We start from the raw sequence: 12,073 nt of genomic DNA, 5'->3' as shown, positions 1-12,073 counted from the left end.
TTGTTTTTTTATTGTTAAGAAAAACTATATCCTTATCCTTTAAAAAACATATCTATAAAAAAACATATACTTTTTTACAGTTGCTTTTTTTCGTGACTTTTTATTTCGAATTTCAAATGATCGTGTCTTTTAACGGCTGAATAAGAAGCAACATTTTTTCACTTTTTTTACATACATCAACTTAAATGACTCTTTAGGAAAATACAGCCTGTCACTCACAATGAAAAAGAAGCCAACATTTAGGTACATTAATTAGCAAACACATCAAAAAAAGAGAATGATTCCACTTAACAATACTTGAACAAAAAAACTGATAGATTATTTTCTATCAGCCCTTTCATTTTCATGGAGTTTGGAAAAAGCATTTTTAATTTTTTCTATTTATATGGATATGGCGATACAGGTTCGGTCTGACAAGCCCCATCTATCCACATACGCTCCGGCATTAGCAACCACACGGGTGGCTTGGTCTTTGACAGCTGCTTTCACTGCTTCTTCATCCACCATCTTGCTTCGCCGTCAATAGTAGCGCTTGTACCATATGACGGGTTGCCGCCGGCGACGCATGTGGACATATTAACAAATCTTGCCGGAACAATGATTGCTCCCCAGTGCTGCATGACTGTGTACATCCCTTGGATTACTTGCTTGCAGTTTGCCGGCACCCCATAAACCGCCTTGCAGATCAAAAAACTGCTTCATATGGCTGGCCATGACACCAAAACGGGATGGTGATGAAAAGATATACGCATCCGCCCATTCCAAATCCGCACTGCTTATTTCTGGAATATCTATGGCGGCATCCACATCAGGTACTAATTCATAAGTCTTTCTGACACGCACCCCTGCAGACAGATTCCTTCGTATAATCAAACTATCAATTAATGGTGGTTAGAGCTATGCTAAAAAACAAGAGGAGCCGGTATTGAGTCCATATATAAAACTTTACAATATTCTTATTCCTAAAGATCACGAACTTCGCTTGATTCTGGAACTGACGGGCTCTGAGTCTGTTTACGAAGAACTCAAAGACAACTTATTGTTTAGTCGATGGTCGGAATGGAAGACCATTGATCCCATTCGTATGTTCAAATTTCTCCTTCTCAATATTCTTTTAAAAATTTGACTATCTGAAAAAGTGTAATTTTTTCAGCAGCATCTTTAAAGTAACTTTTTTTCTGCGGCGTATGCCAGCGTCATGTAACGCTTAAGCTGACTAGCCATTCCTTTTCAAGCCACGCATCAACCTTGTCATTCCACTGGTCTTTAACATCGTCAATGCTGTTTTGTCAAGCATTGACTGTCTCCCACAGACCTCTTTGTAAATCAACGTGTTGTTGCATCAGGCTCACTGTCATGCCAAGCTGGGATTGTACTGAAAAGATATAAACATCTGCCCGCTCCGGCTTTAAGATAATTGTTGCCGAAAAATAATTGGACGCTTCCGCCTTTTCACTCCGTAACAATCCGAGATCGACATTTTCCCCAAATCATACTATGAACAGACAGTTCTTAGTTGGTTAAATATATTTTATTATTTGTGGTGGATGAGTTTACGCATTGCAGCTCATTTCTGATTCTTTCGTTTGACTACAATCACCGCACTTATGATGATAATCAAAACCACAGCAGCAGCTATCCCGATTACAACATAGAGAAACGTATTATCCTCTTCAATGGAGACATCTCCTTCATTTAATACTTTAGCTTCATCTCGGCTAATAGTCATATCTTCTGAAAATTCATACTTGCCATTCGGCGTCTTCATTGTTGCTTTAATGACATAATCACCCGCTGACAGTCGCTGTCCGTTTGTTGGAATCAACAAGGTCATTTGAGTAGAGGGCGCCATCTTCATCTTTTCAATTACCTTTTCAAATAATAACTTATTACCTGATTTACGATAAACTTTAGCCTCCAGTTCACCATCCGTAACAATCAGTGCATTTTCATTGATAAAATCAGCTTTAAAAACAGTACGTGAGTTAACTAATCCGACGCTAATAGCTCCCATAGAAATTTCTTCAGGAAGTGTCTCTTCATTCTGACGTAATGCTATTGCTAATTCTGTGTTAAAAACATGTTTAATATTTCCAACACTGTCTTTTTCGTCATCCGTCTGTCTCAAATAGACACCCCCTAACACAATGCCATCAAAACTTTCTTTTTTCATATCTAGGTTAACTTTCAACTGAAAAGTTTCTTCACCTGGTATGACAAAGTTTGTATCCGACAGCTGAGCAAAGTCAGTTAGTTTTAGACCTTTGACTTGATCAGTTTGAGACGATGAGTACTCAATGACACCATTACCATTTGTAATCGCATTATTTAATGAAGCTGTTATAGCTACCGGTTCTGGTGTAATGTTAGTAACATCAATTACAATTTCTTGCTTATCTTCGGGACCTATCATTAAATCGAAATAGGTTGCCTCTGGATTATACTGATTCTCAGGCAGCCTAGCTCTGGCTCTAATTTTTAGACCACCCGTCTGCTCGTCATTAGTTTGACTATCTATTGCTAAGACTGTTGTGCCAAACATGATGGGACAACACATAGTCAATATGGTAAAAAAGAGTATGTATCTGTTTTTCATGCTTTGTATCTCCGATCTTTGCTTTGCACCATTAAAACCATAGGCTTTTCAGCCTATGGTTTCTGTTTATCTTTAGTCTTTGTATTACGACATTTCGCCAATCTTTATGGAGTATTTGATACAGTCCAATCCAGCGTTGTAGTATACGAGTTTATCTTCATCACATTTCCAGGTACTTTTAATTGGAAATCACGAATGGCAAATGACGTCAAACCTACACCTTCGCCTGCTTCTGCTTTCATCAATGACACTGCTGTTCCAGCACCAGTACTATCCAGTGGTAATACAACATTCGTTCCTTCTGGAGTAATCGTGCTTGGTAATGTCCCATTTTCTTGAGTCGCTGTTCTTCCTGCTGTAAAGGATAAGACAGCGCCATCTAATATATCTGTCTCAGCAGCAAATTGATTATTTTGCTTAACTTTGACTTCCCATCCTTTTTGCTCACCAGTATTATCTAAAACAGCAACAGCACCTTTTTGAAGTTTGTCCTTATTAGCTTCTCTGTCTTTAAGTTCAATAGCATCACCATTGTTTATTAACGCTAAGAAAGTTTTCTCCCCTGCATGAACTTTTGCTTTCCCAAAGTCTAGCATGCCTGGCAATCTTGCCTCAAAATCATCTTCTGGATTTGGATCTGGGTCAACAACAGGCGGGATTTCCGGATCTGGATCCGGATCAATAATTAACCCCCCATCAACATACTCAATCTTTCCTTCTGTTGTTTTACTGGATGTAGCTGCTGCTGGCTGAACTAAAACCAGTGAACTTAATGCTAGTGCCGACAATGTTACCATTACAACTTTTTTCATGATAATTCCTCTTTCCTTTCATTTTTAATTTTATCAAGCAATGTGTCATTACTTAACAAACAAATACTTAACAAAGCGAGTCCACTAATAGCGAATCCTGCCACCTTTGACCAATGACTGTCGGTTTCACTTGTTCGCGGCAAAAAACCTGTTTTACCGCCGTTTACGTTGGTTCCTTGAGTCGGTTTCTGTGATTCTTCAAGAACTTTGTCATCTTCATAGTAAGTTATCCCCGCATCGGTTTGACCTTCGCTCTCTTTTGCCAAAGCTTCTATCGGAAAAAGAGAGCAGGCGCTGATTACTAACATGATTAAAACTATCCATTTTACGCTTTTATTCATCTCTCTTCTCCTATTCTTTTAAGAAACGATTGAGTAAAAATGATGTTTTTAATACAAGAACATCCCACCACCTATATGCAAAAACATTGATTTCAAATGTTAAGACTATCAGTACGCTATTAATTGACAAACAACTATGGCAAAAAGTAAAAAAGTCTTCATTACCTTTGACGTTTTTTTGTGATTCGCCAAGTGATTACTACGATTCCCACGAATATAAGGCTAACAACAATCAGCTGCCAATTTAACTTAGATGATTTTGAACGGACAAATTTATCCGCAGTATCTGGTTTCTGTTCAACGATTAAATGAAAGTCCGTTGTTAATTCCCAATGAAACTGATATTTCTGATTACTTCCTGTTGAAGAGTTATCGACAGAATGTGGTCCATCGGTATTCAGATTGCCATAGGCATTTATCCGTATCGTATAATCTCCTGTAACCAATTGTTCGACTTGTTCAACAGGTATGCGAAAATCAAAATTGGAATTCGGCGCCATCTGCAAATCTGATTGTTCATACTCTAGTAAAACCGATTGTTCACCAACTCTGAAAAGTTCAACTTTCAGTAATAAATCATCTAGATAAGTTGCTTCTGGATTTTGTAAATTCGCTGTTATTTCACCCGTATGATTAACTAACTTACCAACCACTTTTCTTAATTTTAAATCCGGCTGTCCATTATCAAGTGATTGGCGCATCAACAAGCTCGTTGTATAGGCGATTTTATTTATCAGTCCACTAGACTGATTATTTCCATCACTTTTTTTAGATCTTTCTGTGAAAGTAATACCGCCTGCGATATAGCCATCATATGGTTCATCAGGCATCTTTACTTGAAATGATACGGTCTGCTTGCTGACAGGCTCTAAAACAACTTTAGTAGGTCCGTCCACTAATTCGCGGATATCGTATGTCAATGTCTTGTCTAAAGATTCTTTAGCAGGCGTATATTGAACATGGCCACCTTCGTTAGTAAATGCCGGCATGATGCCTACATCTACGGTTATTTTTTCAGAGCTATGATTGTAAACAACAACACTGATTGTCTGCTCTTGTCCAGGTGTCATCAGCAAATCAAAATAACTTTGCTGTTTATCTATTTGATTATCCGGAATATTAGTTGAAATCGAAAAGTCAGCCCCTGTCGTCTCTCCACTGACTCTGTTAGCATTCAGTACTAGCGAGAAACAAACAAGTATAAATAATAAATAAGCTTTCTTTGTCATCTTACAGCCTTCCAATCAAGTAATCTTTGACATCCTTTTTGTTACCATCTCATCATAGGCGAGCTTTACTCGTTTAAACTTATCATCATTTCTCATCAATCTCTTACCTGACATTCCCAAGTGTCCAAGTTAGTTCACCTGAGTATTCACCAACTCTTTGATCTATATAAGGCACATCCAGGAATAACCCGCCCTTTGTACCATTTTCCCAATCATCCGAAATGGTTAATATACCGTCATCGGTAAGTATCCGTCTTTCAATAGGAGCTGCGCTAGTTGTTTTAATTTCAATAGCTTCGCCACCTCGAGGTTGATAATAGACAGTCTTGCTTAAATCTTTATCATCCCCCACCGTCGTCAACCCTTTAGTTTGCTGCAGAGTCAGCGTCCATTCAGCCTTCTCCGAACCGCGAGTATCTGCAATTTTTAACTCTCCCTTAATTTTTTCAGGTTTGAAAATAGTCGTCTTAAGGGAAGGTTTTTGCTGTCCAAAATCAAACAGCTTTGGCACCTCCACTAATTCCAACGCTCCAATAACGGTTAACTGCACTGCCGGAGCAAATACAGCGTCATGGTAAGCAAGTTGTGTGACTGGATTAATATTACCCACAGCATTGTTTGTTGCTGGTGGTTTAATAACCCCAGCAGCTAAGCCTGCATTGTCGCGCAAATGAATCTGCAACGTATCACCATTGACTTTATCTGTTGGCAAGTCGATGGTGAACTTACCATCAGCAGCAACCTCTGAAGACAAACTTGGCTCAGTATCACTACCATTTTTGGTAACTGTCACGATTGAACCTGGGGTGCCCGTACCACTAATACTGGTAGTTCCCGGAGCTACTTGTGAACGTTCCAATTCAGCCGGTTCCGGCGGGGTAACGTCAACTGTTGTGACAGCCGCTGGGAAGTCAGCTGCAGTGGATTCATGTTCTCCTCTAATAGCCGATAACACTTCAACAGTACATCCTTTACTTAAAAACTGATCATCGGGAGTTTCAGCTTTAAAAGTACCCAGTACAGGGTCATCTCCGTACACGCCGATGTCAGCTGTTACAGCTTCAATCTTGTCATAAACGGTTTCCCCATCAACATCCTTTACAGCCAATTCCACTTTCACTTCGTCAGCAAAAGCGTTTCTGGCATCTTCGTACTTCGCTTCCGGCACTTTAGCATGACCAGAAACAGATTTATCTGCATCTGTCGGGATTCGCAGTTGATCGATAAATGCCGGTTGGTTGTTCGCACTCATTCGAGAATACTCCGTTATACTACCAAAATTTTGTTTCATCTCTTCACTAGTCGAATCATCTAAATTCACCAAATCTTTTCCTGAAAACCTATAATCTAATTTAGGATAGAAAGCAGTTGGCTGACCGGTCATTTGATTTGTACCAATTTTCCAAAAAGCTGTGTCTGACAGTTTACTGGTAAACGTTGTCGTATCTATACTTGAAGTGAATATTTTCCCGCCGCCATCACGAGTATTAGCAAAGTCAAAATATTTCACACTCTCCATATCAAACTGTAAATCTGGACCATTAAAAATACCCGAATCTACACTTTCTGTCTTGCCGCGAGCGATAAAATAAGTGCCCGGGCCAGCAGTAATGTTGATTTTACTTGCGGTTGAAGTACCTGTCGTGGCAGCACTGATTGCTGCCCCATTATCAGCAGTGATCTGTACGTTACTATCTTCACCGCTTAATATGAAAGCATCGTCTGCAACTTCAGCGAGATTAGAGTGCGCATAATGAACACCATAGTTTCGGCTATTACCTCTCGGATCATTATCCTTAGGTATACCATCCCCAATATTGCGAACAATAAAATCTGAACCGCTGGTAACACTAATTTTATTGCCTCCGCCAAACATTCTCACAGCAGCCGCAATTCCATTATCTTTCTTAATGTTGACTTTGCTGTTTCCGCTAATATTAAATGCCATATTCCCCACATCGTAGAAACGAATTGATGAACGACCAGTACCACCACCTTGACCTTCGCCAGAGCTGACGTTTAACTGAGCGTTAGCTTCCACATTGAAACTGCTGCCCAAAGAACTTATAAAGATAGCAGTACCGTTTGGCGCGTCAACATCCATTTGTGCGCCATTTTTGACATTCAGAACCATCCCTCTAGGTTCCCCAGCAGGACCACCTAATGTAAACATACCATTATCTACCCCAACTCTGGGTGACTCCCTAGGCTTGATGGTAGAGTCTTGACCTGTTCCATACGTCGTTCCTCTGATGAGCAGTTGGGTCCCGAAACCTTCTACATCAAAAGTTATTTTTTGCGTAGCCAACCAGACTCCACCGCTGTCTTTCTTATTTTTAGCTCCGTAATTGCTTTCTGTTTTGACAATTGAACCACCATCTATTCGAACACTGCCTCCACTGCTTGCATCTGCCATCACCCGATAAAAATTTTCACTATCCGAGTACATGTCTGATCCATTGGTTACCGTAAAATGTTTCACATTCACCGCTGGGGTGTCACTGCTGCTATGATGACTGACTTGTGCCCCATCAACAGTGAGAGACCCGCCAACCATCTTCACAAGCGCTGCACCGTTGGTTGCTAATGCATTTATTTTTCCTATAATGGTCAAATCTCCATCACCCGTAAAAATAGCAGATTCTGCAGAACCAGCATAATGGACATTACTGATCTTGATAGAACTTGTTATAGGTATGTTTATTGAACTTTGTCCCATCAACAGCTGATGGCCGGAAAAGTCAATTTCTCTGGTCACATTCTCAGCTACGTCCGCCGTTTGAGTAGGATCGGCTGTTAAATCCGTCTCCACAACGATAGGGTCAGAACTATTATTAGCTAATTCTAAAACAAACTCAGCCCAATCGCTGACAACAATTGTTCCTCCTTCGACAGCACGTTTTTTTCTAACAGTTGATTCCTCAGCCACTGTCGATTCTTTCGTCACTGATTCCTCGCCTGCAAGACTTGTATCATCATTCTCCAGCGAACGCATCGTGTTTGCTTCACTGGAAAATTCAGAATCTAACGAAGATGACTTTGCTAGTGACGTATCCAGCTGTTGCTCATGACTCATAGCTGTGGAATCAGTAGTGACGGCGTAACTGATAACCGAAGAAAATATTCCCAATTGCAAAACCATTAACCCCAGAAATGCTTTATATGTCTGTTTTTTCATTCTTTCACCTCCTTTCATTAGCAAGTCGATTCTATCTGCAAAAGCAACACATATACTTTAAGTTAAGATAGTTGCAACTTGCTTAGAATTTGAACTAGAATGAACTGAAAATATCCACCTCCCTTTTTTTAAAATAACTATTCTGTGACATTCATCGAGTAACTGGCGAATAATAATAATTAACTTCAATTGGTGTTTCTGAGTATTCAACAATAAAATCATTTGACGGCTCTGTCTTATCTAATAGATATTCCCCTAAATCTCGTAAAACATAATCGGCAAGAATAAAGAGTTCGTTAATCGGCAATTCTAATTCACTAGAGCCAATTTCAAAATAATCACCCTCCGCACTTAATTCGTAATGTCTCACAATTATTTTTTGGGTATATGAACTACGAGCATTAGTAAAACGAACAATGTGCTGAGATTGAGCTAGGCAGTCTAGATAGACTCTCTCCTTAGGATTGCACAACTTTCCGCTGCGCACACCTTCAATTAACATACCCTCCTGTGAACCCTGAGAAGGATCACCCAATAAGCCTCCAACACTTGGCTCATAGTACACGCCTTGTGGATCAGAAGACCAGACGTAATTTTTAGCGTCAGTCATGTTATTTGCAATAGCTTGATAATTTGACATGAAAATTGGTTCATCCGCAGTTATTGTGAATGGTATCACTTGATACTCTTCAATGATTTTTCCTTTACATAATGCTTTTAAATACTTTTCTGAATGCACAGCAGAATACATTCCTTCTGGTGATGACGTCACCCCACGAATAGCTGCTCCTTCAGAACACGCTTTGACTTTTTTAGTCCCATAGACACCAGAAATACCGCCTACACCATAGAGATTACTGTTCTTGCAAAGTGCATAGATATAATTTCCATATACTCCAATCCCGTCATCGGCAGTCGCCACCGCTGTCAAACTACTATTATCATATAAATTAACTTTGTCAGCTTTAACTCCAAATCGTGTACCAGTTGCTTCGACATGGACATTTGATTTAATCATTAGATCTTCATTAACGTCAATGGCACTTTCACTGTCATTATAAACTTGCAACAAGCCCCCTTTACCCTCGATGTAAAGATTCCCGCGAACCGAAATCTTTTTTATCTGTAAAGGTTGACTCGTATTTAATTTCAAAATAACAGAACAACTGCTTGTACAGACAATGGTACTTTCAGGAGTTAATTCATAGATTTGTTTGCTTTTTTTTATCAATTGTTTGCCATTTTCAGTTGTTACTGTCCATATACCGCTAGATAACGTCGTTTCTTCAGTTAAAATTTCTTCTGCTTTGACATTACTGGAAAAGGTAACCATTCCAATAATAATACCTAAAACTAATACCAAACCAAAAACTATCTTTTTTTTCATGATCCTTTCCTCCTTTTTATTTGATATGTTCATATTTTCACTTAGGAGCAATCACTCCTTTCCCGCTTTTAAAAATTTGTATTGTCAATAATCAACTTTAAACAGTTTGATTGACTGATGGAATTTTCGAAATTTTTCGATTTTTCATACTATAGATATCAATTAGACAAATAGTCTTTAATGTTGTCGCTGATTCATGCTATTATTTTTTTATGAGCATTGAGTCTGCTTGCGTTGTTCAAAGGTAAGGAGATCATTTAGCTTATCTTTTTAGAGCACGAGGTAAAGTATCCGCCCAGAACAATCAATCTAACACCCTCTATGGTTCAACATATCTCCACAATCAAAATTTCCGGTTTGATCTTCTTGCGTTTGACTTATATAACTTCATATAACCCATCCGTCAAAACTCTATAAGCATGATTATCAAAAAAATTATCAAAACTACAGCTAAATTAGTAGGGCAGCTAGGCTGAATTGAACATTCTTTTCACTAATAGCTTTTTTAAAATTTAAAGACGTTAACATTAGAGTTTTACCTCGATAAACACAAAAATGCACCTAACATCAATAGTATATACTTTTAAAAAAACGAACTAAACGACACTGACAACCATTTAGCGTCCTATGAGAATTTGACAAATAAAAAAACGTTCTGTAAAGATATCTTTAGAAATTTTATTATACTCTAACACCTGTTATACAACAACATTTCTCATGTTTTTGTTCTGTTATTAATCTTTTGATTTTAAAGTGAATAATTATATCTACAAAGCAGTTCTTAATATCCACAAATAACCATAAACGTTCACGAAAATGACTTTATTTTAAAAAGTGACTTCCGACAACTTTTTATAATATTATAAAAAAATGATATTTTCCAGAATAAAGTATAGACTTTTATGGCGGCTAATAATACCAAATGACTGTCTCAGTTTGAAAAAAGCAAAAAACAGAATGATTGGTTAAACTAGTCCTTAACCCAAATCATTCTGTATTTTTACTAATACTATTCAGTGTATTCTAAAACTTGTTTCTTTATAAAAATCATCTTTATTATCTATTCACATACGCTCCGGCAACATCCAGCAAACGGGTGGTTTGGTCTTTGACAGCTGCTTTCACTGCTTCTTCATCCACCATATTACCTTCGCCGTCAATAGTAGCGCTTGTACCGTATGGATTGCCGCCGGCGCCAAACGTGGACATATTGACAAATCCTGCCGGAACAATAATTGCACCCCAGTGTTGCATGACTGTGTAAATCCCTTGGATTACTTGCTCTTGTCCACCATGCGGATTTTGCGCACTGGAAAAAGCTGTGACAAACTTGTTTGCCAGTTTGCCGGCACCCCATAAACCGCCCTGCAGATCAAAAAACTGCTTCATTTGGCTGGCCATGACACCAAAGCGGGATGGTGATGAAAAGATGTACGCATCTGCCCATTCCAAATCCGCACTGCTTGCTTCTGGAATATCGCTGGTGGCATCCACATTTTTACGCCATAACGGGTTCGAATCAATCGCCACATCAGGTGCTAATTCATGAATTTTTCTAACACGCACCTCTGCACCTGCAGCTTCTGCGGCTTCTTTTGCCCACTCGGCCATTTTTGTATTGCTTCCTGTTGAACTATAATAAGCTATTAATAATTTAGTCATTTGTCATTCCTCCAAACACTTGATATTAATAACTTACTAAAAATAAGTGGATAGTTCAATTTTTTTGCTCAAAGAAAAAAAGCGATACACATCGCCTTTCTCTTAAACAGTGATAATCTCTATGCCTTTACCGCTAAGAAACGACCGGTCTTCTGGGTTGATGTTGCCGTCAGTGTAAACTTTGGCAATATCCTGAAAAGAGAACTCGGTAATGATTCCGCGGTTGGTGAATTTACTTGAATCGGTCAAGATGATTGTCTGTTCAGCCGACTCAGACAGCTCTCGCGTCGTTACACAGCGGGAAACATCCGAGCCGGTAAACCCCCGCTCTCTGTCAAACCCGTCAATCCCGATAAATAGTTTGTCAACGTAAAAATTACTCGCCATCAGTTTGACAAGAGGACCGACGCAAACTTGCGATTCTTTCTGGTATTCGCCGCCCAGTAAAATGACTTTGACTGTTTCTGATTTTCTTACGTAACTTGAAATGAAACAGGAATTGGTGATAATCGTGACATCTGTCTTTTGAAACGCCAGTTCTTCAGCCAGCAGTGCGCAGGTCGAACCGGATTCTATCATGACGGTATCGCCGTCTTGTACCGTTTCTGCTGCTTTTTTGGCAATTTTTTTCTTTAAGTCATAATTTTTCGCTAGCCGGTAATTGATATCATCTTCATTATTAATCAGTGCATAACCGTGCTGACGGTGCAGGATTCCCCGGGATTCCAGTTTATCAAGGTCTTTTCGAATCGTGACCTTTGAAACATTCAACTGTTCTGCCAGCTCATTCACTTCGATTTTTTTGTGCTGACTAACGATGGCTATCAGCTGTTCTTCTCGTGTCATTTGGCATCGCCTCCAGTTGTAT

General features: G+C 39.1%; 11 protein-coding genes. All 11 read right to left on the bottom strand.

The window, feature by feature from the left end:
- Positions 1-381: 381 nt before the first annotated feature.
- Positions 382-507 carry a hypothetical protein gene (locus tag CBF27_RS14465; protein ID WP_281273636.1) on the bottom strand — a complete coding sequence of 42 codons (126 nt, stop codon included), beginning with the start codon at positions 505-507 and terminating at the stop codon, positions 382-384.
- A gap of 69 nt (positions 508-576) precedes the next feature.
- Positions 577-843: an NADPH-dependent FMN reductase family protein gene (locus CBF27_RS14325; RefSeq protein WP_245985890.1), complete on the bottom strand. Its 267-nt coding sequence runs from the start codon at positions 841-843 to the stop codon at positions 577-579.
- Positions 844-1,289: 446 nt separating this feature from the next.
- A complete protein-coding gene (locus CBF27_RS14255) occupies positions 1,290-1,466 on the bottom strand; it encodes a hypothetical protein (RefSeq protein WP_211334579.1) in 177 nt (58 codons plus the stop codon).
- A gap of 101 nt (positions 1,467-1,567) precedes the next feature.
- Positions 1,568-2,542 (bottom strand): WxLIP family cell surface protein, encoded by a 975-nt coding sequence (locus CBF27_RS01090; protein WP_170174960.1) that lies wholly within the window; start codon positions 2,540-2,542, stop codon positions 1,568-1,570.
- A gap of 158 nt (positions 2,543-2,700) precedes the next feature.
- On the bottom strand, positions 2,701-3,408 hold the full coding sequence (locus CBF27_RS01085) for a WxL domain-containing protein (protein WP_126811525.1): 708 nt from the start codon (positions 3,406-3,408) through the stop codon (positions 2,701-2,703).
- Positions 3,405-3,749: a hypothetical protein gene (locus tag CBF27_RS01080; RefSeq protein ID WP_126811523.1), complete on the bottom strand. Its 345-nt coding sequence runs from the start codon at positions 3,747-3,749 to the stop codon at positions 3,405-3,407. Before CBF27_RS01080 ends, CBF27_RS01085 begins: the two co-directional genes overlap by 4 nt.
- Positions 3,750-3,910: 161 nt before the next feature.
- Positions 3,911-4,978, bottom strand: coding sequence for a WxLIP family cell surface protein (locus tag CBF27_RS01075; RefSeq protein WP_126811521.1), 1,068 nt, complete (start codon positions 4,976-4,978; stop codon positions 3,911-3,913).
- A gap of 103 nt (positions 4,979-5,081) precedes the next feature.
- Positions 5,082-8,156, bottom strand: a complete 3,075-nt coding sequence (locus tag CBF27_RS01070) for an Ig-like domain-containing protein (RefSeq protein ID WP_126811519.1) — start codon at positions 8,154-8,156, stop codon at positions 5,082-5,084.
- Positions 8,157-8,307: 151 nt separating this feature from the next.
- Complete coding sequence (locus CBF27_RS01065) at positions 8,308-9,543, bottom strand: hypothetical protein (RefSeq protein ID WP_126811517.1); 1,236 nt, start codon at positions 9,541-9,543, stop codon at positions 8,308-8,310.
- A 1,056-nt stretch (positions 9,544-10,599) separates the two neighbouring features.
- Positions 10,600-11,205, bottom strand: coding sequence for an NAD(P)H:quinone oxidoreductase type IV (gene wrbA / locus CBF27_RS01060; RefSeq protein ID WP_126811515.1), 606 nt, complete (start codon positions 11,203-11,205; stop codon positions 10,600-10,602).
- Between the two features lie 102 nt (positions 11,206-11,307).
- Entirely contained in the window at positions 11,308-12,051 is a 744-nt protein-coding gene (locus tag CBF27_RS01055) for a DeoR/GlpR family DNA-binding transcription regulator (RefSeq protein WP_126811513.1), read from the bottom strand.
- Between the last annotated feature and the right edge of the window lie 22 nt (positions 12,052-12,073).

Source organism: Vagococcus acidifermentans (assembly GCF_003987655.1).
In the GTDB taxonomy this organism is placed as follows: domain Bacteria; phylum Bacillota; class Bacilli; order Lactobacillales; family Vagococcaceae; genus Vagococcus_B; species Vagococcus_B acidifermentans.
This window is presented reverse-complemented; position numbering and strand designations above follow the sequence as displayed.

Coding starts and splice junctions, on each gene's coding strand:
- CBF27_RS14465 (WP_281273636.1), bottom strand. CDS start 507: ATGGTGGATGAAGAAGCAGTGAAAGCAGCTGTCAAAGACCAAGCCACC.
- CBF27_RS01090 (WP_170174960.1), bottom strand. CDS start 2,542: ATGTTTGGCACAACAGTCTTAGCAATAGATAGTCAAACTAATGACGAG.
- CBF27_RS01085 (WP_126811525.1), bottom strand. CDS start 3,408: ATGAAAAAAGTTGTAATGGTAACATTGTCGGCACTAGCATTAAGTTCA.
- CBF27_RS01080 (WP_126811523.1), bottom strand. CDS start 3,749: ATGAATAAAAGCGTAAAATGGATAGTTTTAATCATGTTAGTAATCAGC.
- CBF27_RS01075 (WP_126811521.1), bottom strand. CDS start 4,978: ATGACAAAGAAAGCTTATTTATTATTTATACTTGTTTGTTTCTCGCTA.
- CBF27_RS01070 (WP_126811519.1), bottom strand. CDS start 8,156: ATGAAAAAACAGACATATAAAGCATTTCTGGGGTTAATGGTTTTGCAA.
- CBF27_RS01065 (WP_126811517.1), bottom strand. CDS start 9,543: ATGAAAAAAAAGATAGTTTTTGGTTTGGTATTAGTTTTAGGTATTATT.
- wrbA (WP_126811515.1), bottom strand. CDS start 11,205: ATGACTAAATTATTAATAGCTTATTATAGTTCAACAGGAAGCAATACA.
- CBF27_RS01055 (WP_126811513.1), bottom strand. CDS start 12,051: ATGACACGAGAAGAACAGCTGATAGCCATCGTTAGTCAGCACAAAAAA.